This window comes from Pseudomonas sp. LRF_L74, assembly GCF_965644255.1.
GTDB lineage: Bacteria > Pseudomonadota > Gammaproteobacteria > Pseudomonadales > Pseudomonadaceae > Aquipseudomonas.
Genome location: NZ_CBFFRH010000003.1, coordinates 15,157 through 40,825, shown reverse-complemented (window position 1 = coordinate 40,825; position 25,669 = coordinate 15,157). Strand labels below are relative to the sequence as shown.

The window sequence follows — 25,669 nt, the reverse complement described above, 5'->3', positions numbered from 1 at the left end:
CGGCTGCCGGTACTGGGGTGTTGGCCCCAGCAGTCGGGTATGAATGAGAATGTCTGGCACATGTTCGAATTGCAGCTGAAGACAGATGGCAAGCTTGGCTGGTATCTCCGAAGGGATGATGAGGGGCGAGGAGGATTTGGGCCGATCACATATCGTGACTATGAGCCCGCAGTTGCGGAGGCAAGGGCGACAAACATCCAGCTCGCGAACGCGGTAGATGGTTTGGGGCTGCCAGCCCTCCAGCGAGAGTCGTTGCGTTTAAAGGTTCAGAAGGCGCTCTCCGCCGAGGAACGGCGGCTAAGCGAGGAGAGGCTCATGCTGGCCGAGGCAATCAAGCGGCATGCTGGCGATACTCGCCCTCGGCTTGAGGATTTAACCATCATCGGTTACACCGTCGCGGATGTGCGGCCTGAGCTACAGGCCTATCTGCAGCGCTACCCTTATGTGCAGTTTGCGCTTGCGGGTCATTGGGTGTTTCAGCGTGAGGGTGAGCATACTTGGAAAGCGTACACCTCATATACCGGAAAGGCAGGGCTCTACTGTGGCCGCGAGAGGATCGCTCGTGGGTTCGGATTTAGCGGCACGGATCACTGGGGGAAGACCAAGGCTGCAATTAGGGATGAGCTTCTCCCTCGTGCAAACAAGCTACTGCACCTTGCCAGTGTGAAGCGTCTGCTGGCGGATGCTCTTCACCGTGGGCAGCGAGTACTGATAGTTGGAGGGTTCGTCTTTTGGTATGAGGACGGCAAGGTGCCGCAGTGGGTGGTTAAGCAGGTTGGAGCGGCTGGCTCGGCTGCTGATGGCGAAGCGCTCTGGTGGGAAGGGACGATCCTGTCCAAGAACCATGGGCGCATCGTTGTGCTGCCGTACATCAAAGAGAGTGGCGAGAAGGTCCAAGGCCATACGAAGAACGCGCCGCACGATGGAAAGGCGCTACCGCGTCACCCTGACGACTACGTTGAGCTTCCGTTCGAAGTGCTTGATGGCGACCTGATGTATGGGCTGTTTGGAGAGCTGAACTATGAGTGAAAGCCGGCCGGGTCATGCGGCCCGGCTCTGCTTTTGCTGCTCGATCCAGTCCTGCACTTCGATCAGCGACCAGCGTGAGTAGCGGCCTAGCTTGATTGGGGCTGGGAATTCCTCAAGCTGGATCATGTCGTAGACCTTCGTTTTACCAACTCCGATCTGCTGCATGACCTCATCCAGCTTGATGAGGCGATCTAGTGGCTTGCTGGTCATGCTGCCTCCTTGGTCGGCCATGCGCCGAATGCTTCGAATATCCGGCTGGCCTGGGCTTCTTCCAGGGGCGTGCCGTATGGGATTGCGAGCCAGGCTAATTGCACCTGGTGCTGTGGGTTGCAGCCGGCGCGTAGTTCGGTGCAGTAGTCCTCGAGGAGGGGCGCTAGGTGTTCGGCCAGTAGATGCCGTTCAACTGGACCTCCACGCTCTTCATGTAGGTATTGCCTTGCTGCGTTAGGCAGAGGGCTGCGACGTAAATGCACCACGGGTGCGCGATGTCGCATGCTGCGTTGACGATTGCGGTCCGCTTATTGCTGGTGATGGTTGTGGCGTTCTTCCAGTTGATCAGGGTCTGCAACTCGGCCGCCTCGGAGTCGATCACCGCCACATGGTTGCTGCGCAGCATTGCGCGGTAGTAGCGCTCGAGGCGGGCAGAGTGGTTGTAAGGCTTGCGGCGGCTCATGCTTTCGCCGCCGGTTCGTTGATCGAGTAGGCGCGCGCGTTCTCGTCACCCGTGTCCTTGTGTGCGAGATTGCCGCGCTCATTGCAGACAAACATCCCCTTGGGCAGGAACACCCTAGGGAACTGGTCGTGCCATTTGGCTATGTCAGGGTCGCACGCGGAACAAAGCATCCAGGGCTGAGACTGAACGCCACGCCACTGCCCGGTGCTGCGCGACCAGAAATTGCAGGTCGCGGTATTCTCCCGGCAGCCGCATTCGTAGCACTGGAAGAGGCTCATGATTGGTCTCTCTTCTGGCGCATGAAGAAGCTGGTCACGACTTCGGCGAGGAAGCGACAACCTTGCTCGCTGAGTCCATCCGCAAAGGCGGCGGCCGCCCCGGCGCGCCCGGCGTATTCCTGATCAAGCCGTTCCGCCACTGCTGAACAGAACGACCCAATGTCTTCGGCGTCCATTTCTTTCACGACCTTTGCCGCCGAGATGAATACGGTGGTTTCCGTGGTGATGCCCAATGCGTCACTCATGGCTCTGACCTCCCACCTTGTAGGCTGCCAGGGCGTGCTCTGCGTGCCTGCAGGCGTGTACGCGATAATCGACGTGCGATATGTCGGGGTTCGGGTACTGCTTGACGATCATCTCCAGCGCGTCGACCAGCGAGTCAGTGTCAGAGGTGGGTGGGGCGGTGAACAAGGGCGTGACCGGCTTACCTTCCTCGGCCATGACTTTCAGGCCGACAGCCTCGGAATTGGCTGACCAGATACGAATCGATCCGGTATCAGTGAAAACGCAATACGCCACCGGCTTCTGCTCGGCCTGCTGCGGCTTGAATGCTGTCAGGGCTGCGCGGATCAGGCGTTCGCATTCGCCGCGGCGAAGTGGTGGGTGGATGTTTCGCATTTCAACCATTGCCGCGTCTACGGCAGCAGTAAATGAGCTGCCCTTGACCAGGGCGGTGTTGGAAGATGCGTGCGGTGTTGCGTCTGAAGCAGGCGAGTCAGATAGCTCAACAGGCACTTGGACAAAACTGCCGAACTTCTTCGCTACAAGTGCGCGGAGGGTGGCGGTGAGCATGTCGTTGGCGGTGTAGCCGGCACGAATGCCGGCTTCCAGATACGAAGCGCCGTTGCATTGGAAATCCAGGTGCAGGCGTATCCTTCGGCCGTATTTGATCAGCAGGGGCCAGGCTTGAGCAGGGTCTTCCTGCGGATTCCAGCGCACGTCACGCCCGCCGATGGTGGCGAACAGTCGGTGGCCAGTGCCGTATTCGGGCGGCAGAATGAACATGGCCAGCCCCTCGGCCAGCCCGGTGGCGTAGGCCAGCGCGGAGCCTGCGAGGCTCGACGTCTGCATTTCTATGTGCTGGGTCATGCGGCCTCCTGACGGATGCTCATCCACTCGATGGTGTTCTGGTCCATCACTAATGCTGAGTGCTGATAGGTTTCTGCCAGAAGAGTGCTGGCGAGGCTTATAGCTCTGCTGCGTATACGCTCGGGGGAACTGGGGAAGCGCGGGTAGTTGATCAAGCCGACGACATAGCCTGTTTCCTCGCCGCCGGTGTAGATGTAGGTCGTAGGCTCGACAGTCACACAGAGCCCTTCGGCCAGGCACTCGCGGCGTAGAACCTGCTTTGCTTGCTCGATGGGGCCGCTCAGGTAAATCTTGACCCAGTAGGTGGGCGTCAATTCGATACGCATCAGGCAGCCTCCACCAGTTTCACTGGTTCCCAATTGCTTTCGCAGAGTCCGTATGCGCTTGAGCAAGCGCTGGGTTCGTCTTCGATCAGCAGGTCATATTGCAGGCCGCCTCGGGTGGTGCGAGACCACTCAACCGCCTGGCGAATGCTGGCGATTTCCATGACCTCGATGGCTGTCATATCGGCGATGCTTCCTTTCGGGTGTTTCGCGTTCGAGCCAGCAAAGAACGTGGCCGCACCTCGCTTGCTCGCTTGCTGCACCAGCTTTTCCCAGCGATCTATGCGGTCAATTACTTCGGGGAATCGATTTGCGATCTCGCGCAGTTCGTCCTTGCGGCAGTTGATGCATGGCATGCAGCCAACACGGCCCATGCCTTGGCTGTAGAGAGGGTTGGGCTTGATTCCCATGTAGCGGTGGGCTTCGAATACTGCTGGAATGTCCCATTTGAGGATGGGGCGATAGTTGAAAAGCCCTCCACCCACTTCGTCGCACTCAGGCAGGTAGCGGCGATTCAGGGACTCGTCGCGGCGTACGCCTTGCCACGACATGATCATCTCGCTTGATTCCAGGAGTGGCAGGACGACTTGCTCGAGCATTGGGTCGCGCTTCAGTTCCATCGTGCAGAACTGTGCTTTGCGGCTTGGGAATCGCCCCTTCCAGATGCATAGATCAAGGAATGGATTGCCCGTTGGCTGCAGCACCTCAAGGGCTGTTGCAATTACCTCCTGGGCTTCCTCTCTGCTCAAGCCAGGAACGGCCGGCTTTGTTGGTTCCCATACCCAATCGCCGATGGATGTTTTCGAGTAGAGGTCGGCTGGCTTGTTCGGCTGTTCTGCGACCTGTTCGTCGACAGATTCGCTGCAAACCCAATAGCCAGGGCGCTCCGGTTGCTCGGCGGTTAGCTTGCGTTCCCAGTGATTGAGGATGTATGCGCGCTTCCCGGCGATGCGATGAGTGAAATCTGCACGCACGCGCTGGATTTGTATGCCGGTTTTCTGCTCGAGGTAATCGAGGTAGGCGTAGGTCTGTTCGTGCTCATTGCCGGTATCGGCAAACACTGCCTGTAGGTTCTCGGTCTCTAATGCGATGGCGAGCAGTAGGGTGGCGGTTGAGTCTTTGCCACCCGACACGCTGACGATGTTGTGAACAGTCATGCCGCACCCCCAACTACTTTCGTCATCGCCCGATCAACAGCGCGTCCGCGCAACAGCAGGGCCTTGGTCAGCTGGCGGCGGTCTTTCTGGCTGTGGCTTGCTTGGCGTAGCAGCCCGAAGTGGCTGTTCGCTGTTTCGCGCAAACCCTCGGCCGGGGTGTTCGCCGCTGCGCGCAGGGCGTTGTCGACAGTGCGGCGGCGGGTGATACGGCGGTGCGGCAGGATCACCTGGCCTACGAAATCGATACCGCGATCCACGGGCTGGCGGATGGTCTTGCTGGGGTTGAGCCGGGCGTGCAGCCGGGCGGCAAGGAAGGCCTCGATCTGGTCATGCCACTCGTTCAGCTGCTCGGGACTTTCGTGCAGCAACACGATGTCGTCGACGTAGCGAATGTAGTGGCGTGCGCGCAGCTGGTGCTTCACGAACTGGTCAAGGGCGTTGAGGTAGATGTTGGCGTAGAACTGACTGCTCAGGTTGCCGATGGGCAGGCCCAGGTATGCCGGCTGCGAAGTCAGGCGCTTGTGTTGCGGCACGCGGTTGAGCAGGCGCGCGGGGCTGCGCAACTGGTAGTTCTCGCGAGGGTCGTGCCAGAGGATTTGCAGGGCGAGCGCCTGCCAAGGTTGCTCCGGGATCGCCTGGCGCAGTTGTTCGGCCAGCACGCGCTTGTCGATAGTGACGAAAAAATTAGCCAGGTCGCACTTGATATAAGCTGCTGGGCGGCGCCAGTTTTGAGTGATGCTGCGCACCTTTTTTTCCAGCCGCTGTGCGGCGTAGAGCGTGCCTCGGCCCGGGATGCAGGCGCACGAGTCGGCGATGAATGTGCGCTCGATGCGCGGCCCAACGTGGTTGTACAGCAGATGGTGGGCGATGCGGTCGGGGAAGTCGGCGGCCCAGACCTCCCTGTGTTTTGGATGGGTGACGACGAAACAACTAGATGCGCCTGGTCGGTAGGCGCCGGTGTTCAGGTCGTGATGGAGTTGCATGATGTTGCGCTCCAAGTTGAACTCGAATGCAAGCGCCGATGCCCGGGTGCGCTTGTTGCGCCGGCAGTCGTGGTAAGCCTGCATGATTGCCTCTATAGAAAATCCAGCATGGCCGGGTGCAGTACCGTTCGATGCTGCGGACGGCGAAGGCCGGCCTCGCGTTGTCCTTGTGATCGTTGTTCTGGTTGCCATCGTCGAAGTTCTGGATCCACGCGTTGTTCGGGCCGTTCTGCGCCGAGTCGTGCTATCTACGTCGCGCTGCCGAAGGCCGAAGCCGATCAGCTGCGAAACTGCGCAGGGCCTGCCCGGACGTTGCCGGGTGGTTCCCAGGGTGCGCATGGCGGTGGCCTTGTGAGCCAGCGGCACGACCAGAATCAAAATCGCACTGTCTTGAGGGCCGTGACCCTCAAGCCTCTGGCGATGCGTCGGCATTTCGTTTCCATCCCGTAGCCTGCCGGCCTATGTCATCGGTGAGCACAACGGTGCGGCCGTGCTGGCGGGGGCTTAGCAGTCGAAGATCGACCGCCAGGCGCAGCGCCAACTCGATGACTTGAATCCCTTCCAGCGCTTGCTGGATGAAGTCAACCCGCGCGGTGCCGCTGGCGGTGTTCGCGCGGAAAACTAGGAGACTCATGTCGAAGCATTCGTTTAGCACTCGCTCGCCGAGGGTTCGCCCGAATGGGCGGCGCCACCCAGCGCTGAGCTCTGCGACGAGCAGCGCCAGTTCGGCGAGGCGTTTATAGATGGGCAGGTGTTGGGCGATGGCCATGCTGAAAAACTCGCTACCGCGCGCTACGCGCGCGGTTGTTCAAGAGCGTTAAGGGGTGAAGGGACAAGGATTCTGCGGACGGCGAAGGCCGGCCTCGCGTAGTCCTTGTGACCGCCGTGCTGGCTGCCACCGTCGAAGTCCTGGATCCACGCGACGTCCGGGCCGTTCTGCGTGCTGGTGAGCCACCAGCCCTTGTTTTCGAACTGCTCGGGGATGTTGGCCCAGCAGAGGAATGCCTCGGCCTGCGAAGGCAGGTAAAGATCGGCATGGCCCTCGGCGGTCTGCTCCCGCGACCACTGCGCGGCCGGGTGATCGATGTCGGATGCAACCAACGCCAAGGTGTTGGCCAGGCCGTCACGGCGGTGGCCAGCGCCTTCAATACGATGACCGTGGCCGCCGTATGCGATAGATGCGATCTGCGCAGTGCGGGGCGCGACGAGGTAGTAATCGGGCTGGTCGTTCTCGCCGCGCATGACGCCGACATAGGTGCCGCCCTGGCCGTGCCAGTGTTCGCCGATGGCGGGCGGGGCCAGGTACTCGCCGAGGGTGATCAGTTCGCCGGGGATGATGCCGGTTTCGTGTTCAAGCACACTGCGAGCGAGCAGAGCGTCGCGGGTGGTGAGCGTGGTGCTGCGCACGGTCAGGGTGATTTCTGGGTGCATGTTCAGGACCTCAAAAAATTGGAGCCGTCCGCGCGCTGCGCGCGCGGCTGGAGAGCGAAGTGGTTAAGGGGTGACTTTGATTCGGCGGACGGCGAAGGCCGGCCTCGCGCTGCCCTTGTGACCGTCGGTCTGGGGGCCACCGCCGAAGGACTGGATCCACGCGTAGCGCGGGCCGTCCTGCGTACTGGTGTGGTAGTAGGTCGCCTCTAAGGCTTCCTCCCCGCCCTCCTGGAAGGCGGCGAGCGGAGTCTGTGCGGGGTGTTCGGCGGTGTACGGGTAACCTGGCGGCAGGCTGCTGGGGTTGTCGCCGTCGCGGAAGCTGCACCAGTTTTCCTGGGCTGTTGGCTTGAAGGCGCGGTAGATCAGTTCGTTCTCGTCGCGACTGCCGAGATACCAGTCTTCGTAGCCATCAATCGACAGGCTGAGTGCCCAGGTGCCCAGCTCGGAACCTGCCTCGGCCAGGGCTCGGGTATTAGCCAGGCCGTCGACGACGCTGTCGGCGCCGGGGATCAGGATGCCGGCTTCGCCCCAGCGCACGGGGGCATGAAAGCCCTGGGCTTTCGGGGCGCGAATCAAGGCGAAGCGTTCGCCGGCGATCTGGAACTGGCCGGCGAAGAAGCCGACGCCGAGTGCGGCTCCGATGGTCGGGAGTTGGGCGGCGGCGATGGTGGTGATAAGGGTCATGTGCTGTGTCCTATAGTTGGGGTTGAGCCCGGTGGTATCGGGCGGTGGTGCTCTGTGTGCTGGCGGTCAGGCTGCCAGTCGTGAACGGTGCGTGGTGGCCAGCAGTTGCAGCAGGCGGTCGTGGAACTGTTGGCGCACAACATCCATTGGCAGCTTGGATATGTAGCGCTCAAGCGGGGGATGGCCCTGCAAGCATTCCCATTCCGCTGGGTGTGCCGGCAGTAGATCGCGGCGCTCGGTTGCCAGGGCGATCATGTCGGCCCGCTTCACGCTTGCCGGCAGGGTAGGGTCGAGGTCGAAGCGCTCGCAGATGACGCGCCAGATTCGCTGCTCGAGCTGCTGGTAGACGTCCAGCAGCAAGCTCACGCCTTCGGCCTCGGCTGTGTTGAGAATGCGAAGGGCGGCGGCGCGAATGCTCACCACGTTGCGAATGCCGGAATCGCTGGCGTACTGCTCGACTAGGCCAAGCCACACGGACTCGCGCTGTCGGGCGGCTTCGAGGAGCAACAGCTTGAGCGGGCGAGTAAGGTCGCTGATGTACGCCTCGGTGCCGTCGTGCAGCAGGCCGGCCAGCTGTTCCTCGGCAGTGCCGCCTTGCAGGGCGATGATGTCCGCTACAAGAATGCTGTGCTGCGCGACGGAGTAGTGTCGGGCGCAGTGGCCGTTGAAACGGCAGACGTTGCTCAGGGCATGGGCCAGGTCGGTGGTGATGACCTTGCTAGCTTGGGGATTGAGCAGGTCGAAGGCTTGAGCGCTGTTGGTAAGTATCCAACTCATGGCTGCTCTCCTGCTTGGTCGGCAGGGCGATGGGCATGCTGCTGCAGCGCGGCGATCAGTATCCGGGCCTCGTGCCGGGCATCATCCAAGGCGTGGTGCTGAATGCCCTCGAAAACGATGCTGCGTTTGGCTTCCGGATAGAGCGCCGAGATGGTGCGCAGGTCGCGGTCGTTCCAGAATTTCCATGGAGCATCGTCATCGACTGCCTTGAAGGCTTCGCGCAGGATCACGTTGTCGAACGAGCTGCCGTTGCCCCATACAAGGGCTCGGTCGAGGTTGTCGCTGCATCTGCGCATGAACTCGACAACGGCGTCGCGTGCCCAGTGAATACCGGCCGAGGGCTGGCTACCATCGATCTCAGCGCGAGCTTCGGCCGATTGTTTAAGCCACCACTGGACGGTGCTGGCGTCGATTTGGCCGCCGAGGAGGGCCGAGCTTTTCGGGTCGACGCGGATGTAGAGTTCGTCGGCGATGGCCAGGTCGCGAACGCAGACGATGCCTATCGAGGCAATAGCGGCGCGTGGATCAGTGCTCAGTGTTTCGAGGTCGACCACGAAGTGGGTGGCGTTGATCATGCTGCTGCCTCCTGCTTGGCCTTGGCTGCCACCAGGCTCATGGCCTGGTCGAAGGTGAGCACGCGGCGGGTGAAGGGCTGGTGTGGGCCGTCGTGGTTGGTCAGCACCAGCGCTTTGGTGATTGGCACTGGCTCGCCGGGCTGCCAGTCGTCGACGATTTCCGCCAGGCCGAGGGCGGCGGCGATGGCCGGTGCGTTGCGGGTTTTGCCGCAGGCCTGCGGGCCGTAGACCAGCCAGCTTTTACCGTTGGTGATGTGTTCAGCTATCGCGGCGGCAGCCATGACGGCGTCGGCATTGGCGGTCGGTTCTGGCAGATCGCCGGCGAGTTGCTGCTCAATGCGAAGCACTAGCTGCTCAACCTGGCCGGCCACTTCCAGGGCGAAGCGCGCCTGGTCGCTCAGGTTGGCCAGGGTGAATTCGCTGTAGGTGCGGGCGGCTACCAATAGCTGCTTGGCGGTGCGACGTAGCAGAGTGAGATCGTTAGCGTTCCAACTGCGGCTGGCGTAGGTGGCGACACGGCGGTCGGCGTCTTGCATGATCGCGTCGCGATCCAGGCGGTGCGCGGCGCTCTGGTTGACTGCGGCGCGGCGCAGGCGCCCGATCTCTTCCTCCAGCACGGCCACGCGAAGGTCGTGGCCGCGCTTGGCGTCGTCATAGCCAAGGTCGTAGCCCTTGACGTGGGCGCGTTGTGCCGAGCGGTATGCCAGAACACCGAACGCTAGGATGATGCAGAGCACCAGGGCGGTGGCGAGCTGGATGATATGGGTAGTGGTCATGTGCTGTGTCCTCGAAAATGGCGTCTACCGCGCGCTACGCGCGCGGTGGAAAGCGAAGTGGTCAAGGGGTGACTTTGATCCTGCGGACGGCGAAGGCCGGCCTCGCGTTGTCCTTGTGATCGAGGCCCTGGTTGCCATCGTCGAAGTACTGGATCCACGCGGTGTCCGGGCCGTGCTGCGTGCTGCTCCAGTACACGGCGGGGGCAAAGGCTTCGGCGCCACCGGCCTGGAAAGCCTCGATGGGCGTCCGTGCCGGGTTGGTGGCGGTGTACTTTTGGGTGATGGGCACGGCACTGCTGTTCTCACCGTGGCGCCCATAACGCCAGTTCTCATCGGCGGTCGGCTTGAGGTTGCGGTAGCAGATTTCGAGTTCGTCGCGTGCGGGTAGATACCAGTCTGTGAGGCCGGCAATCTTCAGCCCGAGCGCCCATTGGGCGGCGGGGTAGCCGGCAGCGGCCATGGCTTGGGTGTTGGCCAGGCCGTCGTACACGCTGTTGGCGCCTTCGATCTCAATGCCGTACTCGCCCCAGGCGGTATCGGGATAGAAGCCTTCGGCCTTGGGCGCTCTGCTGATGGCGTAGAGTTCGCCATCGGCCTGGATCAGTCCGGCGTAGAAGCCGCCTTGCAGGGGGCTGCCGATGGCAGGCAATTCGTTCTTGCTGATGGTTTGCATGTGCTGTGCCTCTTGGTTGATGGAGCCCGTGGTGGGGCGGGTTATGCCGCGTCTGCGGCGGTCTGGCGGTCTAGCCACTCCGCCAGGTGGTTCAGGTAGATGACCCAGCGGCTGCGCTTGGACGTGGGGTCGATCCGGTTGAGCTTGATGTCGATCTGCCCGAGGCGAATCTTCCGGCGCAGGTAGGGCACGCTGGTGATATGTGGCAGGTGCTCGGCCAGGAACTCTTCGGCGGTGATGTAGCCGGCCGGGTGTTCTTGGCGCAGTCGCTCAAGGAGGCTCATGCGTGGCGCTCCGGCAGTTGCTCGAAGCGTGTGCGGATGAGTTGCACCAGGCCGTCGATGCTTTTGGCCAGTTGGCGCGTGATCACGCTGCCGGCCGCGTCGGTGATCACGGCGCCGTAGGGCACGGTGGTGTCCTGGGTGAGCGTGACGTACGGGATGTGGCCTCGCGGGGTGACGCGTACCAGTTCGGCATACAAGCGGCCCAGGTCATCGCGGTGCGGGTTGGCCGCGTTGAGGCGTTCGATGGCCTCGTCGGCGGCGGCCTGCAGGGTGCGTGCGCTGACGACGCTTGGGTGGTCGACGTGCAGGCGTACCAGCTTGAGCACGCCGAGGGCGTGGGTAAGGGCGCTGGGTGTGCTCATGCTGCGGTGTCCTTGGTCAGAATGCGGGCCAGCCATTCCATGCCTGCCTCGGTGACCATCACGACACCGTATTCGGTGTAAGCGTTGATGCTCGGGTTCCAGCGCGAGCGGCGGGCGGTGTAGAGCCGGCCTTCGGTCTGTGGCGAGGCGATCAGTTCGGCGCCGTGGCTGAGCAGGTTCATGCTGCGCAGCTTGCGGCGCAGAATGCGTGGGCCTATGCCGAGCGCCGATGCAGCGGTATCGAGGTCGCGGTTCATGGCGGTGACCTCAGGCTGCTGGCAGCTGCTGGATATGCTCAGCGAGCGACAGGTAAACGTCCTGCGCGCTGCCGCTGGCCAGGTGCGTGCCTGCGCCGTGCACGGCAATGCCGGTGCGCTTGCCCTGGTGCTCGTTGGCGTGAACGGTGATGGCAATGCCGGTGCTCAGCAGGGTGTGCCCGCCAGCGCGGCAGACTGTGCGCAGGGTGCGTTCGTCGCAGGTGCTGAGCCGGATGGTTTCGCCCGTAGAACCTGGCTCTGCCGTGATGCCGGTTTCGATACGCCCGTTGGCGACATCCTCAATGAGCTGCACCGCCGATTTGAAATAGCCAACGTGACCGGGCGAGAGTTTGATTTCTCCCGTGGTTTCGTCGATGGAGAGGCGCAGCACCACCTGGTGCTCTACGCGCTCGACACGGATATCGGCGATCAGGAACTGGCTGGCATCGCCAGGGCGGGCCAGCTTGATCAGGGCTTCGCCGCCCTGATTCAGCATGTGGCGCAGCAGCTCGAGCGAGGCCATGGTTATGAAGAGGGCGCTCATGCTGCACCCCCTTCGTACCCGCTGAAATCTTCGAAGGCGGGCAGGGTGGTGTTACCCAGTTGTGGGCGGCCACGCACGATCATCACCAGTTGGCCGGTGGCTTTCTGGATGTCGCGGATGGTTGAGGGGTTGGTGGCCGCTGCCGGGTGGATGATCACCGGGCAGCGGTTGGAGGTGTGGTGTGCTGTGTCCATGTCGCGTTCCCTTGGTAAGTGGGTACGCGAGTAAATTAGCAATAGCTAATTCATACTTCAATAGCAATTGCTAAATATTTTCTGCGTTCGCAAAAAGCCCGCATCAAGCAGGAGCGGCTTAAAGCGGCCTACATCTCATATCCCCGTGCCGTTGCGATTAGCGTTTCGCTATGAGAGAAGATGTCATCAAGCCCGCTGATGGGGTGTCGCGTCTCGTTTTTGTCCCGGTCGAACGTGCCAAGATATTTTTGCGGCCTGTTAAAGTGCAGGCGTGCGATGGGCTTGCGGTTGTTGTCGTCAAGCAACACGCCGAAATAGCTAATAGTGTCTCGGCCGATAATGCGCTTCACGTCCACGGCGGTGCGGACAATGGCCTTGATGATGTTGTAGCCCTCAATTTCCTCGGCAGTGGTAACGATCCGATCCTTTTCGTTGGCGGACTCCGTGGGGGAGGCGGACATTTGCGGGGGTGCTTCGGCAGGCGCTTGGCTGATGATTACTGGCTGTGCGCTGCTGGTGATTGCCGATTTGAGTCGGTCGTTTACTTGGTCACTGAGAAATTGCGTCGTGGCCTTGCTTGTAAGCTGGGCGAACTGCTCGCGAACCTTCTGTGTAATTGCTCCGTCGTAGACCCGCGTTGCGATGAACCTTACAAAGTCCTCATCAGGCTGGTGAAAAAGATCAACCAGCACGCGTTTGATCTCTCCGACATATTTCAATTCGCCTGCGGCACTGATGATCGAGTCAACGTCAAACGCCGACTTCGTGAGCTTTTGCAGCTCGGGTACCAGATGGTCATCAATGTCGAGCAGGTCGAACTGCAAGAACGGTTTCTCGTCCATCTTGTTTGGTGCTTCCAGGTCGGTGTAGAACCGATATTCCTGGCCGTTGGTGAGAATGGAGATGCGCGCGGTAGTTACGTGAAAATAGCGGAACAATTGGCTGGCGTGGTTTATGTGCAACGGCTCGCCGATTTTTTTGCTTTCGATGAGTATTTGTATCTCGCCATCTTTCATGATGGCGTAATCTATTTTTTCACCCTTTTTTGTTCCAATGTCGCAGACCAACTCCGGTATTACTTCCAGCGGGTTGAATACGTCATACCCTAGAACATTTTGGATGAAGGGCATTATGAAGGCATTCTTCGTGGCTTCTTCAGTCTGAATGGCTGATTTCTGTTGGCGAACTTTTGCAGCCAGGCTTGCCAATCTCTCTTCGAACTCCATCTCTTCCCTCCATGGGATTCCTGTTGAATCGGGTTGTCTGTGGTTCTATCAGTCGGCTGGTACGAAGCGGTTGGGCTGTAGAATGGCGCTGACCGGATGTATTTTCAGGATGCGAGTACACTCGATACTCATTGGGGAGTGAGTGTCGTTGATGCTAAGAAGTCGTACGAATCCATCGCGCTCATACATGAAGACTTTGATGATCGACTGGACTAGCAGTCCGTCTTGGAACTGCACCAGAACATCGTCGCCGGAGACGTATTGCCGATTGGGCTCGATCATCACGAACTCGCCATTACGGATTCGGGGCTCCATGCTGTCGCCTACAACGCGCAGGGCATAGGCATTGGGATCACTGCTACTGATGAGAACCCATCCTTCACCGAAGCCGGGTGGGTAGTCCGTTGCCTCGAAATATCCACCGGCACCTAGTTTCGCTTTGCCCACCACCGCGACTCTCCCATCCTTGAGTGCAATCGGTTCTCCCTCGACGTTGCTGGTGATTCTGCGCCTATTGTCTAGGTTCTCGAATTGGCCTTCGATAATGCGGAGGTCGGGCCTGGAGAGGGTGCCGGCTGGCACGCCGATCTTGCCCTCCATGTTTCGCGCAGCCTTTTCTCCGAAGCTTCTGGAGCCCGTCAGTATTTGCGAGATGTAAGAGGCGTTCAGGTCGTGCTTTTCGGCGAAGTCAGCCTGGGTGGTATTGCCCATTATCTGGCGCAATGCCTCAACCCGTAATCGATTCATGTCCATAGCCTGATCGTTGCAGGGCGTTAGCATTCTGTAAATTACCATTTGCTATTGATAACATGATTAGCAGTTGCTAATCTGCCGGCGCATGGGGGAGAAAAATGACACTGATCGAGTACATGAAGGCTCTCGATAAAGAAGCGCTGGAGGATTTTGCCAAGCGCTGCGGGACGTCTGTCGGTCAATTCAAGCAAGTGGGCTACGGTCATCGCCGTTGCTCGGCTGGGCTTGCGATAAATATTGAGCGCGAGTCTCTGGGGGCTGTGCCATGCGAATCGTTACGGTCAGACATTGACTGGAATTATCTAAGAGGCCGGCCGGCCAGCAAGCCGGAGGCAGCATGACCGGGTGCGGCAAACCCGTATATGGGCGGGCGTTTCGCTCCAATTCAACCCCGTCGCGGACACAGCACGCGGATTCGTAGCGGCGGGAGCCGGCCCGAGAGCCTCACCAGCGCCATCGGGCCGGCGCCGGGCAGTAGCCCATGAGCAACAAGCCTGCCGCCACGGCGCCAGGCGCAATAGAGGCAGGGAACAGGGCGCCACTCACCAAAAGTATTGCCCTGACCCTGCGGTCCGGTGGATGTGCGGTTACCAGCCGCACAGCACCTCAACAGAGCTCTTCCCCGGGGACACAGCACGTATCAGGGGTCGAGCGGCTGCTGTGGCCATAGAATAGGTCAATGCCTGTCTCTATGGCTATGGTAGTTGCCGGGAGTTACTACCAGTGAGCACAGTCAACCCATTGGCCTGTGGGCCATCTATGCCCCTCGAGGAGGCAATCGACAGTGATTGCCGGGCATTCCGGGGCGGCCATGTGGCCGTTTGCGCGATCCTCGGCGAGGCTTACGGGCCATTTCAGAAGCGCCTTTCCACGGCTTATCCCGACCATCACTTGCACGCCGATGACGCGGCGCGGGTGGTCGAGCTGGTGCGCGGCCCGGCCGTGCTGCGCTGGTTCGAGCAGGTATACGGCGTGGCGAGTTATGGGGTGCAGCCGGTCGAGGCCACCCGCGACACGCTGCTGGCCCTGGGGCGCTACCTGCAGGTTGAGGCTGGGTTTGTCTCCAGCGTTGCCGAGGGGGCCGCTGATGGCGTATGGACGGACGCGGAGTGCGCGGACCTGGAGGCGCACGTCTGGCCGATGATCAGGAAGCTGCTCGGCATCCTGGCGGGCGTGAAGCTGTCGAGGGAGGGCTGCGCCAATGGCTGACCTGCTCGATCTCGCCAGCGAACGCGAGGAAAACCTGCGCCAGGGCGCGCTGCGCCTGCGGCAGACCACGCCGGCCTATACCCTCAGTGCCGAGTTCTGCGAGGACTGTGGCGGACCCATTCCGGGCGCTCGACGCGTCGCGGTGCCGGGGTGCCAGACCTGTATCGACTGCCAGCAGTTGCGGGAGGCGCGGGGATGAGTACGAAACCCGAAATCACTGAGCGCGAGGCGTTCGAAACTTGGTGGAAAGACGACTCGGATGATCGTCGCATCGTAATGCGTAGCTATACGGCGGAACACTGGGCGTGGGAAATATGGCAAGCCCGCTCCGCTCAGCCCGCTAGCGTGGCGGTGCCGGATGACCTTGGCCGAACGCCACAGGACTATGCCATTGAGCACGCTGAGTACATGGCTGTCGCCGCAGAATCCGCCATCTCGAAATATCAGGAGTACTCGAAAGCCTGCATTGATTTCGAGGAGCGTGATGATGGCGACGCATCCGAGGAGGCGTTTGAGGTGGTCAACAACGCCGAGAGCGATCTGACCGATGGGCTTATAAATCTCCAATCCATGATTTACGAGTTCCGCAAGCGTCGCGACCGAGCTGCCGCCGCGCCTGGGCCTGGGCAGCATGAGAGTGTGGCCATCGCCGAGGCGAAAGCCTGGTGCGCGGAGAACGAATCCACGCCCGCCGAATTCCTGAGCTACCAGCTGCTGGTGAAGCGTTCTGATGTGCTGGGGCGCCCACTCACTTGGCGCGAAGCCATTGAGCTGACTGCGCTCACCACAAACATGCCGGACGATGAGCGGGACAGGCTCCTGGCCCTGGACGATGAGTCGGTGCAGCAGACCGAGCAGACAGACGGCTCGTCGCTGGTAGTTTGGCGTGCAATTGCGAGCACCGGAGACGTATGTCACTTCGGGGAAGCAAGCTGCGCACGCGCCTGGGCTGGCAAGAAAGGCAGCATCGAGCGAGTTGAGTTGACGCCAGTGCCTGACCTGCAACTGGTGCCGCCCGTATCCCCCGACATTGGGCTCGTGAGTGTCACTCGGGAGGACGCCAACAACTACTGCCTGATTCTTACTGTGCTGCAAATGGAAGAAGAAGGCGATCCGGTAGCCGAGGTGAAGCGCCTGGTAGGCCAGTCTCAAAACGACACTAGCGCGCTGGTCGAGGCGCTGGACCGCATAGCGCAAATGGCTGAGGGGCAGTTGGAGCTGATCAGCAAACGCGCCCCCGGCAAGTATCTCGACAAAGCACCTATTGTCCGCGTCCTTCGTCGCTATCAGCAGTTGGCCGCTGAAGCCATGACGGCCCACAAGGCGGGAGGTAAGTAATGGACAACGTACCCGCAGCATTCATCCTCTGCTGCCAACTTGCTTCGCTGACCGGTGTGTCGTCAATTCGCGACCTTCCTGGATGCTGGGAGCATCAGGTTGAAGACTGGAATCTGTCGTTTAACGGCCATGACAACGCGGTAGCGAACAGCAACGGCGATCCAGTGCCAGCGCTCTCAGTATGGGTAAGTCACCGGACGCTGATCGTTTGTGGCTGCATTTCACCATTTGACGGAATGATCATCGGCTCCAGCGAAAACGACCTGATCACCGCGCTAGAGAAGGCAATCACCGAGCTTGGTGGAGTCCCGGCCACTCTTGAACAGCAGGAGCCATCAGCATGAGCATCGCCTATCAAGCTGACGTGTTCTGTGATGGGCAGGAAGTGCTCGGCGCCGACGAGAATCCCAGTGGATGCGTGTGGTTCATCGAGCAAGGCGAAGTCCAGCACTACGACGCTAAGGGCTTAGCTGATGGTGCGTGGGGGGGTGGCCAAGGCGAACGGCTGGCAGCGTGTTCTGACGCCCCTGTCGAGAGGCTACAAGCACCTATGTCCAGAGTGCTATGCGGCGTACCTGCAACGATACAAGGCCGGAGGTGCTGCATGAAGCCAGCAGAGTTCCGCGCCGAGTTGAACAAGATCATGCCGGGGTACAAGTGGACGATCCACAAAACCCGTAACCCTGCGCATACGCTGCTCGCCACCGGCATTCAATCCAGCGGATTTAACCGGCTGTCAACGCTTCGCGTCGAGCGTCGTGAGAATTATGCCGGAAGCGGCGTGCCACGGTACGAGGCCGAAAGCGCAGGTTATGGAACCAAGGCACCGTGGGTGCACGCCTGCACCGGGCGGACGCTCGCCCAGGCGCTGCGCAATTTGCAGGACCACTACCAGGCGATGGCCAATAAATATTGCGGGCTGGTGGGCGATCTGAAGGTTGGGCGCGGCAGTGCCGCCCAGGCGCTTGAGGTTCGTCCATGACGGCGTCTGATCAAGTACCTATTTCTCTTTCCGATCTGCCTCTCCTGCTGCGCTTTATCCCGGCCAATGACCGAGAGACTTGGATCACTGTGGGCATGGGCGTCAAGGCCGAGTTCGGGGCCAATGGCTGGGATGCCTGGGATGTGTGGAGCCAGAGCGGCACGGGCTATAACTTGCGCGATGCGAAGTCGGTCTGGAAGTCGTTCCGCAAGAGCGGCACTGGCCTCGGCAGCGTGGTCAAGATGGCTATGGATAATGGCTGGACGCCCGAAAAGAAGGAGTTGACCGCTGAAGAGAAGCGGCGCTTCGCCCGCGAGCATGAGGCGCGGCGGCGTGCGCGTGAGGCTGAGACCCTGGCCGACGAGGCAAAGGCTGCGAAGATGGCTGGCGAGGTGGCTGCGGCGTGCTCGGTGATTCTCGCGCAGCATTGCGCGCCGGCCGAGGGCGGCGGGTATCTGGCGAAGAAGGGGGTGGAGGCGTTTGGTGTCAGTCAGATGCGCCACGCCGTGGTGCTGGAGATCGATGACCAGGCCGAACGCTGCCAGTTGTGGGTCGGCGAGGACGCCCAGCAGTACCTGGCTGGAGTGCCTAACCCGAGGCCTGCGCATCTGTCGATGCTGGTTCTCAGGCGCGGTGACCTGATTGTCCCGCTGCGCGCGGCCGATGGCCAGGTGCAGACGCTGCAGCAGGTCAGCAGTACCGGAAAGAAGCTGTTCCCGAGGTATGGCCGCAAGAGTGGTTGCAGTCATGCGTTAGGTGAGTTGACCGGCGCCGAGGTGATCGGCCTGGCCGAGGGGTACGCGACAGCAGCGAGTTGCCAGATGGCGGTTGGCTGGCCGATGGTGATGGCGGTGGATTCGGGCAACTTGCCGAAGGTGGCCGAGTTGCTGCGGGCCACGTATCCAGCGGCGCGGATCGTGGTGTGCGGGGACGATGATCCGGCCAAGCCGGGCAACCCTGGCCGAACCAAGGCCGAGGCGGCGGCGCGTGCTGTCGGTGGTGTTGCGGTATTCCCGGCCGGCGCCGATGGTAAGGATTGGAATGATCTGCACGCCGCCCAGGGGCTGGATTCGGTACGCGAGCAGTTGCAAGCTGCGTTGCAGATGCTCCCTGCGGTGTATGCGGCGGATGATCTTCCCCCCGCCCCATCTGGCGATGCCACCGAGGCGGCGGCTCCTGCATCCGAGGGGGCGGGGGAGCGGGTGGTCGATCCGGGCACAAGGGTTTTCCAGCGGTTTGCGTTGGTCGAGGGTAAGACCAGCGTCTACGACCAGTACAAACGCTGCATCATCAAGAAGACTGCGTTCGAGGCGCTGGTCACCAAGGCGGTGGCCAAGGCGTGGTATGAGCGAGAGGACAAGAAGTGCATCGCCGAGGATCAGGCAAAGCTGCTTGAGGAAAAGGCGAGGCTGGCGGGCAAGGTCAAGAAGGGCGATCAGGGCGGCATGCTGCCGACAGATCGCTACGTGTACATAGACGGCACGAAAGAGTGCTGGGATGTGCAGAAGCGCCGGCGCATTCACGATGGTGCGCTGAAGATGGCCCTGGGCGATGCCTATGGGCTGTGGGTGAACAGCCCGGATCGGCGCGTCGTCGATGTTGAGCATCTGGTGTTCGACCCGCGCATGGAGAAGGACCCTTCGGTGTATATCAACACTTTCGAAGGGTTGCCGATGACGCCTACTGAGGATTTCAGTAAGTGCAGGGCCATCCTCGAGGTCATTGATTTCCTCTGCAACGGTGATGAGGCTTCGCGCCATTGGCTGCTCTGTTGGCTGGCTCTGCCGTTGCAGCGTGTGGGCTCGAAGATGGCTACTGCGGTGCTTGCTCACTCGACGATGGAGGGTTCGGGAAAGAGCCTGTTGTTTTCCGATGTGATGCGGGAGATATACGGAGCCAACGGCGCGACCGTGGGCCAGGTGCAGCTCGAATCATCCTGGTCGGCCTGGCAGTCGAACATGCTGTGGGGTGTGTTCGAAGAGGTTGTGAGCCGCGATCAGCGCTACAACCAGACCGGCAAGATTAAGCACATGATCACCGGGAAAACGCATCGCATCGAGTCGAAGTTCATGACGGGTTGGGAGGAGTCCAACTACATGAACGCGGCGTTCCTCAGTAATGAGATTCTGCCCTGGCCGATCAGCGCGAACGACCGCCGATTGTTGGTGCTTTGGCCGGAGGGAACCTTGCAGGGCGATCTGCAAACGCGGGTGATCAACGAGATTAACTCGGACGGTATTCCGGCGTTCTATGGTTATTTGCTGCAATACGACGTGGGCGATTTCCACGCTCACACTCGTCCGCCGAGAACACCGGCGAGGCAGCGCTTGGTCGAGTTGTCGATGGCGAGTTGGCAAACATTCATGGCGCAATGGCGGGCTGGGCATCTGGGGCGCTTATGGCGGCCTTGTGCGAGCAGTGACCTGTATGCGCTGTTTCTGGAGTGGTGCTCGCGCAACAAGGAGCACACGTTGAGCCACACGAAGTTCAGTGGCTTCATTTCGACTGAGGTGCCGAAAGCTCAAGGTGTGCCTTGGCGCGATCCCAAGGGCAAGAGGTTGTTTGGCTCTTTCTTTTTCCCGCCTCCACCGCCCACGGCTACCGGGGAGCCATCTTCCCCCGCCCCATCTCTGAAAGCCGACGAACTCGGCAAGGCCATAGCCGTGTGGCGGCAGGCGGCAAAGGATGCTGGGTGGTCTGTTTATAGCTGGGAGCATTTGAAGGATGCGGACAAATGACGCCCGCCTCTGTGTCAGGTGTGTTAGCGGTGTGTCGGGTTGGTTTTGCAAACCTGACACAGGCAGAGGCCCCGGAATCCGTGGCTTTCGCGGGGTCTGTGTCGGGTGTGTCAGGTTCTTGCGGGCGCGCATGTGTGTATGTGCGTGTTGATTGTCATGGCTTGATGCCGGGCTTTTCTTTTTTTCACGCGTGAGAGTAGACCTAACACACCTGACACACCTAACACATAGAGATTAAGATTTTGATTTATATGGTTTTTTTGTGTGTCAGGTGTGTGTCAGGTAGGTCGAAATCTGTGTCAGGTTGTTTTCCAGGGGTGTGGCATGAATGAGATCGTTGAGGCATTGCTGGTTGCATGGGGGGATGAGGTGGCCGATCCGGCGCTGGACGTGAGTATTCGTTCACCGCTGGGCGCCCTGGGCGATGAAGGCGGCTCGGCGCGGGCCGGCTCGCGTTGCCTGATGACCGGTGTGGAGTTCGGCGTGGTGATGTCTGCGGCATCCTGCCTGGTGCAGCAGGCGCTCGATGGTCTGGCCGAGGATGAACCAGCGGGGCTGGCGGCGCTGGGCCGGGTGCTGCGCCGGCTGGCGTGCGTGCGGTATGCCCAGCGGCAGAAGCTGGCAGTACGCGAGCAGTGCCGACTGCTGGCAATTTCCGAACGTACTTACCGTGAGCGGGTGCGTGATCTGCACATCAGCCTGGAGGGGGCGTTGCAGGGGCTGCTGCGAGGCGGTGCTCTGGCTGCCGCGCTTGGTCCCGTCGAGTTGAGTGCGCGCAAGCGCTTGGAGCGCGGTAGGCAGGCTGAGCGGCGGCAGGCGCAGAAGAAGCGGAGGATGATGGTGCAGCGCCGGGTTGCTTCGAGGGCGCTGGCTATTGCTGCTCTGGCGGCGGATGAGTGACCGTTCGTCGGGCAAGGATGACGCGAACCGGGTGTGGTTCGTGTGTGGTTCGCGAATGAATCGGAAATCAATAAATCGGCGGTTGAGCACTTGCATGTTTAGGGGGTACAAGATTGTCAGGTTTGATTGCTGCGCCAGTAACAAACACCCTGCACGTGCTGTGCTCCCAGGCTAGCCCTGCCTAGCCACCGCCCCATACGGGGCACTTATTCAAAAGCCTCGCAATGCGGGGCTTTGTCGTTTCTGGCCCTTGGCCGCCTGGAGGATGTATGAGCGAGCCGAGTGGAGTGGTAGTTGCCGGCGCTGTGGGGTTTTCTCTGACGGGCCTGCTTGCAGGCCTGAACGGTGAAGCCATCACCGGCGCGCTGTTCGGGTCGCTGATCTACTTCACGACGACGCGTGAGCTGCCGGTGTGGCAGCGCATGTTGTTCTTCGTCACGTCGTTTGTGATGGGCTACTTGTTCAGCCCAGCGATTATCGAATTCGAACTGTGGGGCATGCACCCGTTCGCGTACCCAGGCCCGGCAGGGTTCGCCGCTGCGGCGGTGGTAGTGTCCATCACGCTCGCGGCAATCAAGCGCCGAGGCCCGCCCACCGCGAGCCCATCAGGAGGCACCGATGGTTAGTCTCGTGTTGACCCAGGCTACGTTCTGGCTCTGCGGCGCGGCATTCGTGTCGCTGTTCATCTATCGCCGTGGCGAGGCGCAGTTCAAGCGTGGCGTGTCCATCCTGGCAGTGCTGGTCATGGGCTGCTGTGGTACGGCGATGCTGCACATCGTAAAGGGTGATCTGTTGCTGCCCACCGGGGCCTGGCCTCTGGTTGTGCTGTTGGCCGTGTTCGCCTGGTCGCTGATCAGGTCGGGCGGCAATCTCGCCGGGGTTCTCCGGCCCGAAGGGTGGAATGGGCTGGACCGCCGGCGTCGCAATGGTGCGCAGGGTGTGCGGCGGCCATGAGGGGGCGCATCACCGCCGAGGGTTTGGATGATGCGCTGGCGGCGCTCAGCGCGCTTGGCTCTGGCCTTGGTGCGCGAGCACTGGCGGATGCCCTGAATCATACGGCTAATCAGGCGCGGCAAGCGCTGCGCGCTGAGATGAACGATGTGTTCGATAACCCCACGCCGTGGGTGCTGAACTCGATCTACATGCAGAACGCCACGGCTAAGCGGCCGGAAGCGGCGTTGTGGGTGAAGGACGGCAAGCTGGGCGGCAAGGGGCGTGGCTTCGATGAGTGGTTCCAGCCTCAGGTCGATGGTGGTAAGCGGCTGACCAAGGGCTCGGAGAAGATGCTGCGGCAAAAGGGCATCCTGCCTGCCGGGTACTTCATCGTCCCGGCGAGTGGTGCGCGGCTTGACGCCAGTGGCGGGATCAGTCGTGGGCACATGATGCAGATATTGTCAGGGCTAAAGGCTTTCAACAAAGCGGGCTCTGATCACAACGCAACGGACAGTAAACGATCAAGGATGAAGGGGCATGAAGGGGCGTTCTTCGTGATGAAGCGAGGCAAGCGCCCCATCGGCATCGCAGAGCGTCGAGGCAAAGAGCTGTCGATGGTTCTGGTATTCGTTCGCCAGCCTGCGTACCGCACGCGCTTCAAGTTCTATGACGTGGTCCGCAAGATCGCTGAGAACGACATGATCGTCGAGACCAACATCGACAAGGCCATTGCCGATGCACTGAGCGGCAAGCTGCCGCCAGCGCGCCGTCGCAGGTGAGAGTTAGTCCCACGCCCGCCAATTGCCGCCATCTCAGGCGGGGGCCCCTGAGGGAGTCAAGCTCGCAAGGGTAATTCGAACCACGGTTTCGCGTTAGCGGCTGGCTCTGAGAGTTAGTTAACAGGGGTTAATCCGGTTAACCCGCAGGGTTTTCAGGTTAACAGGGTGATTCGATGACCTTCATGAGCAAGTCCGAGTTCGCGGATAGCCGCGGCTGGTCTCGCCCGTACGTGTCGAAGCTGGCCAAGCAAGGCCGACTGGTGCTGACCGACGACGGCAAGATCGATGTCGTAGCCACTGATGCGCTGCTTAACGAGACGGCCGACCCCTCGAAAGCCGGTGTCGCCGACCGCCATCAGCGCGACCGCGTGGAGAAAGGCGTGCATTCCCTTGTCACGCCGACCGCCGCATCGCCCGCGCCCATCCAGGCTGGTGACGGCTATCAGAAAGCCCGGGCGCATCGCGAGCACTACCTGTCGCTGTTGGCCGAAGATGAGTTTCTCAAGGGGCGCGGGGCTCTGGTCCAGCGCGAAGCCGTCGACAACGCTGCGTTCGTCACTGCGCGAACTGTGCGTGACCTGGTGCTGGGGCTGCCGCCGAAGGTCGCCGGCGAGCTGATCGGCATCACCGATGCGTGGGAGATGGAGCAGAAGCTGAACAAGCTGCTGCGCGAAGTGCTGGCCGATGTCGCCAGCCTGATCCAGCTCGACGCTGAGCTGAGCACCGAGGCCAAGGAGCCGAACTGATGGAACACCCGTATGCCGACGGTGCCGCAACGTACCGTGCGGCATACCTGCGAGGCCTTGAGCCTGACCCAGAGCTCTGGATTGACGAATGGGCCGACGAGTACCAGCGCATCCCGCGTGACAGCGGTGCGGCCGAACCTGGCAAGTACCACACCGACCGCACACCGTATGCCCGCGAGCCGCAGCGCTGCTTGTCGCCGACTCACCCGAGCAAGCGCGTGGTGACGATGGTCGCCTCGCAACTGATGAAAACCCAGATCGCGCTTAACTGGCTCGGCGGCTGCATCCACATGGCGCCGGCGAACATCCTCGCGCTGCTGCCAAGCCTGGGCCTGGCCAAGCGGGTCAGCAGCCGGATCAGCAAGAATATCGATGCGGTACCGGAGTTGAAGGCGCGTGTCGCCAAGGCGCGCAGCCGCGATGCCCGCAACACGATGGACACCAAGGAATTCGAGGGCGGCACGCTGTACTGCACCACGGCCGGCTCTGCGGCGAACCTTGCGGAACTGGCCGCCCGCTACATCTACGGCGACGAGATCGACCGCTGGGATGTCGACGTGGGCAGCGAGGGTGACCCCGTCGAGTTGGCCGAAGCGCGTGGCTCAACATTCGGCCGCAAGGCCAAGTTCTACTTCTCCAGCTCGCCGACCATCAAGGGCGCGAGCCGTATTGCTGACCTCTACGAAGCCAGCGATCAACGCCAGTATTTCGTGCCGTGCCCGCACTGTGGCGAGCACCAGGTGCTGGTATGGGAAAGCCTCCAGTGGTTAGCTGACTACACCGGCGTAGGCTACCTCTGCTGCAACTGCGGAGTGCTGATTGAGGAGCACCACAAAACCGAGATGCTCGCCGCCGGCGAGTGGCGGAGTACTGCCTCCGGCGATGGTGAGACAGTCGGCTTCCACCTCAACGCGCTGTATGCGCCGCTGGGCTGGCACAGCTGGACCAGCCTGGCCAAGCAGTACGACAAAGCCAAGCGCGCGTTGGATCGCGGCGATGCTGAGCCGATGCAGGTGTTCTATAACACCCGCCTGGCGCTGGTCTGGGATGCAGCGCAGGAGGCAACCAAGGCGTCCGAGCTCAAGGCTCGCGCCGAGGATTACCGCCTGGGCGACGTGCCCGCCGGCGCGCTGATCCTCGTTGCCTCGGTCGACGTGCAGCACAACCGACTTGAACTGCTGGTGATCGGCTATGGCGAAGGCCTGGAACGCTGGATAGTGGACTTCCAGGTTATCCCCGGCGATCCAGCGGACGAGCGCACCTGGGCACTGCTCGATGAGCAACTCAAACGGCGCTACCGGCACGTCAGCGGAGTTGAGTTGGCTATCTGCGCGACGGCTGTCGACTCCGGAGGCCACCACACCGACGAGGTCTACCAGTTCACTCGCCTGCGCCGTTGGCGCAACGTGATCGCTGTCAAGGGGGCGAGCAAGCCTGGCCGGCCCGTGCTGGCCCAACGGCCATCGAAAGTGGACGTAACCCGGCTGGGTAAGACGGAGAAGCACGGCGCCGAGCTCTGGATCGTCGGAACCGACACCGCGAAAGACTGGATCTACAACCGCTATCCGTTCAACGAAGGCCCGGGCGCGCTGCACTTCTCGCAGGACCTGCCCGACGACTTCTACGACCAGGCCGTCGTTGAGCGCAAGCTCACGCGGTACGTGAAAGGGCACAAGCGGGTCGAGTGGGTGAAAGGCAAGGCTGAACGCAACGAAGCGCTCGACCTGCTTGTGTACAGCCTTGCTGCTGCGCAGTTCCTTGGCCTGCACCGCTACCGCGAAGCGGAGTGGAGCAAGCTACGCGCCCAAGTCAGCCAGGCCAGCCTGTTCGCGGAAAAGCCACCGCATCCAGAGCGGCCCAGTCCGGCCCAGCCTGTAGCCAAGCCAGCCACATCAGCGCCGCAGCCAAAAACAGCACAACCGGCACCGCGCCGCGTATCCCGTAGCGGCTACCTCAGCCGCCGATAGAGAGGTTCC

General features: G+C 61.4%; 36 protein-coding genes. 14 read left to right on the top strand and 22 right to left on the bottom strand.

Translation table 11 applies throughout. The features are described from left to right. The first annotated feature begins 39 nt into the window (after positions 1 to 39). Positions 40 to 1,029 carry a hypothetical protein gene (locus ACSZPK_RS08750; RefSeq protein ID WP_437881069.1) on the top strand — a complete coding sequence of 330 codons (990 nt, stop codon included), beginning with the start codon at positions 40 to 42 and terminating at the stop codon, positions 1,027 to 1,029. 12 nt (positions 1,030 to 1,041) lie between these two features. Here ACSZPK_RS08750 and ACSZPK_RS08745 read toward each other — a convergent pair whose 3' ends face one another. From ACSZPK_RS08745 to ACSZPK_RS08640, 22 genes are all read right to left on the bottom strand, one after another. Further along, positions 1,042 to 1,239, bottom strand: a complete 198-nt coding sequence (locus ACSZPK_RS08745) for a helix-turn-helix transcriptional regulator (RefSeq protein ID WP_437881068.1) — start codon at positions 1,237 to 1,239, stop codon at positions 1,042 to 1,044. Positions 1,240 to 1,402: 163 nt separating this feature from the next. Next, positions 1,403 to 1,702 carry a hypothetical protein gene (locus ACSZPK_RS08740; RefSeq protein WP_437881067.1) on the bottom strand — a complete coding sequence of 100 codons (300 nt, stop codon included), beginning with the start codon at positions 1,700 to 1,702 and terminating at the stop codon, positions 1,403 to 1,405. Beyond that, positions 1,699 to 1,980 (bottom strand): hypothetical protein, encoded by a 282-nt coding sequence (locus ACSZPK_RS08735; protein WP_437881066.1) that lies wholly within the window; start codon positions 1,978 to 1,980, stop codon positions 1,699 to 1,701. Before ACSZPK_RS08735 ends, ACSZPK_RS08740 begins: the two co-directional genes overlap by 4 nt. Then, positions 1,977 to 2,225: a hypothetical protein gene (locus ACSZPK_RS08730; RefSeq protein ID WP_437881065.1), complete on the bottom strand. Its 249-nt coding sequence runs from the start codon at positions 2,223 to 2,225 to the stop codon at positions 1,977 to 1,979. The genes ACSZPK_RS08735 and ACSZPK_RS08730 overlap by 4 nt, the downstream gene beginning before the upstream one ends. After that, the gene (locus ACSZPK_RS08725) at positions 2,218 to 3,069 is read right to left on the bottom strand and encodes a phage protein NinX family protein (protein ID WP_437881064.1); all 852 of its coding nucleotides are present in this window, start codon (positions 3,067 to 3,069) and stop codon (positions 2,218 to 2,220) included. Before ACSZPK_RS08725 ends, ACSZPK_RS08730 begins: the two co-directional genes overlap by 8 nt. Beyond that, positions 3,066 to 3,395 carry a hypothetical protein gene (locus tag ACSZPK_RS08720; protein WP_437881063.1) on the bottom strand — a complete coding sequence of 110 codons (330 nt, stop codon included), beginning with the start codon at positions 3,393 to 3,395 and terminating at the stop codon, positions 3,066 to 3,068. The genes ACSZPK_RS08725 and ACSZPK_RS08720 overlap by 4 nt, the downstream gene beginning before the upstream one ends. Further along, entirely contained in the window at positions 3,395 to 4,549 is a 1,155-nt protein-coding gene (locus ACSZPK_RS08715) for a phosphoadenosine phosphosulfate reductase domain-containing protein (RefSeq protein WP_437881062.1), read from the bottom strand. Before ACSZPK_RS08715 ends, ACSZPK_RS08720 begins: the two co-directional genes overlap by 1 nt. Beyond that, positions 4,546 to 5,616: an RNA-directed DNA polymerase gene (locus ACSZPK_RS08710; protein WP_437881563.1), complete on the bottom strand. Its 1,071-nt coding sequence runs from the start codon at positions 5,614 to 5,616 to the stop codon at positions 4,546 to 4,548. Before ACSZPK_RS08710 ends, ACSZPK_RS08715 begins: the two co-directional genes overlap by 4 nt. 322 nt (positions 5,617 to 5,938) lie before the next feature. Beyond that, the gene (locus tag ACSZPK_RS08705; RefSeq protein WP_437881061.1) at positions 5,939 to 6,301 is read right to left on the bottom strand and encodes a four helix bundle protein; all 363 of its coding nucleotides are present in this window, start codon (positions 6,299 to 6,301) and stop codon (positions 5,939 to 5,941) included. Between the two features lie 23 nt (positions 6,302 to 6,324). Next, positions 6,325 to 6,963 carry a DUF1566 domain-containing protein gene (locus tag ACSZPK_RS08700; RefSeq protein WP_437881060.1) on the bottom strand — a complete coding sequence of 213 codons (639 nt, stop codon included), beginning with the start codon at positions 6,961 to 6,963 and terminating at the stop codon, positions 6,325 to 6,327. Between the two features lie 63 nt (positions 6,964 to 7,026). Next, positions 7,027 to 7,647, bottom strand: coding sequence for a DUF1566 domain-containing protein (locus tag ACSZPK_RS08695; protein WP_437881059.1), 621 nt, complete (start codon positions 7,645 to 7,647; stop codon positions 7,027 to 7,029). A gap of 66 nt (positions 7,648 to 7,713) precedes the next feature. After that, positions 7,714 to 8,424 carry a phosphohydrolase gene (locus tag ACSZPK_RS08690; protein ID WP_437881058.1) on the bottom strand — a complete coding sequence of 237 codons (711 nt, stop codon included), beginning with the start codon at positions 8,422 to 8,424 and terminating at the stop codon, positions 7,714 to 7,716. Further along, positions 8,421 to 8,999 carry a 3'-5' exonuclease gene (locus ACSZPK_RS08685; RefSeq protein WP_437881057.1) on the bottom strand — a complete coding sequence of 193 codons (579 nt, stop codon included), beginning with the start codon at positions 8,997 to 8,999 and terminating at the stop codon, positions 8,421 to 8,423. Before ACSZPK_RS08685 ends, ACSZPK_RS08690 begins: the two co-directional genes overlap by 4 nt. Further along, a complete protein-coding gene (locus ACSZPK_RS08680) occupies positions 8,996 to 9,775 on the bottom strand; it encodes a hypothetical protein (protein WP_437881056.1) in 780 nt (259 codons plus the stop codon). Before ACSZPK_RS08680 ends, ACSZPK_RS08685 begins: the two co-directional genes overlap by 4 nt. A gap of 61 nt (positions 9,776 to 9,836) precedes the next feature. Continuing rightward, positions 9,837 to 10,448: an Lcl domain-containing protein gene (locus ACSZPK_RS08675; protein ID WP_437881055.1), complete on the bottom strand. Its 612-nt coding sequence runs from the start codon at positions 10,446 to 10,448 to the stop codon at positions 9,837 to 9,839. Positions 10,449 to 10,489: 41 nt separating this feature from the next. Beyond that, positions 10,490 to 10,732 carry a pyocin activator PrtN family protein gene (locus ACSZPK_RS08670; protein ID WP_437881054.1) on the bottom strand — a complete coding sequence of 81 codons (243 nt, stop codon included), beginning with the start codon at positions 10,730 to 10,732 and terminating at the stop codon, positions 10,490 to 10,492. Continuing rightward, positions 10,729 to 11,094 carry a hypothetical protein gene (locus ACSZPK_RS08665; RefSeq protein ID WP_437881053.1) on the bottom strand — a complete coding sequence of 122 codons (366 nt, stop codon included), beginning with the start codon at positions 11,092 to 11,094 and terminating at the stop codon, positions 10,729 to 10,731. The genes ACSZPK_RS08670 and ACSZPK_RS08665 overlap by 4 nt, the downstream gene beginning before the upstream one ends. Beyond that, positions 11,091 to 11,351, bottom strand: a complete 261-nt coding sequence (locus ACSZPK_RS08660) for a hypothetical protein (RefSeq protein WP_437881052.1) — start codon at positions 11,349 to 11,351, stop codon at positions 11,091 to 11,093. Before ACSZPK_RS08660 ends, ACSZPK_RS08665 begins: the two co-directional genes overlap by 4 nt. A gap of 10 nt (positions 11,352 to 11,361) precedes the next feature. Then, positions 11,362 to 11,895, bottom strand: coding sequence for a hypothetical protein (locus ACSZPK_RS08655; protein ID WP_437881051.1), 534 nt, complete (start codon positions 11,893 to 11,895; stop codon positions 11,362 to 11,364). Beyond that, complete coding sequence (locus tag ACSZPK_RS08650; RefSeq protein WP_437881050.1) at positions 11,892 to 12,089, bottom strand: hypothetical protein; 198 nt, start codon at positions 12,087 to 12,089, stop codon at positions 11,892 to 11,894. The genes ACSZPK_RS08655 and ACSZPK_RS08650 overlap by 4 nt, the downstream gene beginning before the upstream one ends. A gap of 128 nt (positions 12,090 to 12,217) precedes the next feature. After that, on the bottom strand, positions 12,218 to 13,315 hold the full coding sequence (locus tag ACSZPK_RS08645) for a type I restriction endonuclease (protein ID WP_437881049.1): 1,098 nt from the start codon (positions 13,313 to 13,315) through the stop codon (positions 12,218 to 12,220). Between the two features lie 48 nt (positions 13,316 to 13,363). Further along, a complete protein-coding gene (locus tag ACSZPK_RS08640) occupies positions 13,364 to 14,068 on the bottom strand; it encodes a LexA family transcriptional regulator (protein ID WP_437881048.1) in 705 nt (234 codons plus the stop codon). Between the two features lie 98 nt (positions 14,069 to 14,166). Here ACSZPK_RS08640 and ACSZPK_RS08635 point away from each other — a divergent pair, with 98 nt between their 5' ends. From ACSZPK_RS08635 to ACSZPK_RS08575, 13 genes are all read left to right on the top strand, one after another. Further along, positions 14,167 to 14,409 (top strand): transcriptional regulator, encoded by a 243-nt coding sequence (locus tag ACSZPK_RS08635; RefSeq protein WP_437881047.1) that lies wholly within the window; start codon positions 14,167 to 14,169, stop codon positions 14,407 to 14,409. 418 nt (positions 14,410 to 14,827) lie between these two features. Beyond that, complete coding sequence (locus ACSZPK_RS08630; RefSeq protein ID WP_437881046.1) at positions 14,828 to 15,277, top strand: hypothetical protein; 450 nt, start codon at positions 14,828 to 14,830, stop codon at positions 15,275 to 15,277. Then, positions 15,270 to 15,476, top strand: a complete 207-nt coding sequence (locus ACSZPK_RS08625) for a TraR/DksA family transcriptional regulator (protein ID WP_437881045.1) — start codon at positions 15,270 to 15,272, stop codon at positions 15,474 to 15,476. The genes ACSZPK_RS08630 and ACSZPK_RS08625 overlap by 8 nt, the downstream gene beginning before the upstream one ends. Beyond that, the gene (locus ACSZPK_RS08620; protein WP_437881044.1) at positions 15,473 to 16,615 is read left to right on the top strand and encodes a hypothetical protein; all 1,143 of its coding nucleotides are present in this window, start codon (positions 15,473 to 15,475) and stop codon (positions 16,613 to 16,615) included. Before ACSZPK_RS08625 ends, ACSZPK_RS08620 begins: the two co-directional genes overlap by 4 nt. Further along, a complete protein-coding gene (locus ACSZPK_RS08615) occupies positions 16,615 to 16,959 on the top strand; it encodes a hypothetical protein (RefSeq protein WP_437881043.1) in 345 nt (114 codons plus the stop codon). Before ACSZPK_RS08620 ends, ACSZPK_RS08615 begins: the two co-directional genes overlap by 1 nt. After that, on the top strand, positions 16,956 to 17,597 hold the full coding sequence (locus tag ACSZPK_RS08610) for a hypothetical protein (protein ID WP_437881042.1): 642 nt from the start codon (positions 16,956 to 16,958) through the stop codon (positions 17,595 to 17,597). The genes ACSZPK_RS08615 and ACSZPK_RS08610 overlap by 4 nt, the downstream gene beginning before the upstream one ends. After that, a complete protein-coding gene (locus tag ACSZPK_RS08605) occupies positions 17,594 to 20,335 on the top strand; it encodes a DUF5906 domain-containing protein (protein ID WP_437881041.1) in 2,742 nt (913 codons plus the stop codon). Before ACSZPK_RS08610 ends, ACSZPK_RS08605 begins: the two co-directional genes overlap by 4 nt. Before the next feature lie 324 nt (positions 20,336 to 20,659). Beyond that, complete coding sequence (locus tag ACSZPK_RS08600) at positions 20,660 to 21,235, top strand: hypothetical protein (protein WP_437881040.1); 576 nt, start codon at positions 20,660 to 20,662, stop codon at positions 21,233 to 21,235. 269 nt (positions 21,236 to 21,504) lie between these two features. Next, positions 21,505 to 21,861 (top strand): putative holin, encoded by a 357-nt coding sequence (locus tag ACSZPK_RS08595; RefSeq protein ID WP_437881039.1) that lies wholly within the window; start codon positions 21,505 to 21,507, stop codon positions 21,859 to 21,861. After that, the gene (locus ACSZPK_RS08590; protein ID WP_437881038.1) at positions 21,854 to 22,189 is read left to right on the top strand and encodes a phage holin family protein; all 336 of its coding nucleotides are present in this window, start codon (positions 21,854 to 21,856) and stop codon (positions 22,187 to 22,189) included. Before ACSZPK_RS08595 ends, ACSZPK_RS08590 begins: the two co-directional genes overlap by 8 nt. After that, the gene (locus ACSZPK_RS08585; protein WP_437881037.1) at positions 22,186 to 22,947 is read left to right on the top strand and encodes a hypothetical protein; all 762 of its coding nucleotides are present in this window, start codon (positions 22,186 to 22,188) and stop codon (positions 22,945 to 22,947) included. The genes ACSZPK_RS08590 and ACSZPK_RS08585 overlap by 4 nt, the downstream gene beginning before the upstream one ends. A 173-nt stretch (positions 22,948 to 23,120) precedes the next feature. After that, positions 23,121 to 23,693 (top strand): terminase small subunit, encoded by a 573-nt coding sequence (locus ACSZPK_RS08580; protein ID WP_437881036.1) that lies wholly within the window; start codon positions 23,121 to 23,123, stop codon positions 23,691 to 23,693. Next, entirely contained in the window at positions 23,693 to 25,660 is a 1,968-nt protein-coding gene (locus ACSZPK_RS08575) for a phage terminase large subunit family protein (protein WP_437881035.1), read from the top strand. Before ACSZPK_RS08580 ends, ACSZPK_RS08575 begins: the two co-directional genes overlap by 1 nt. Positions 25,661 to 25,669: the final 9 nt, after the last annotated feature.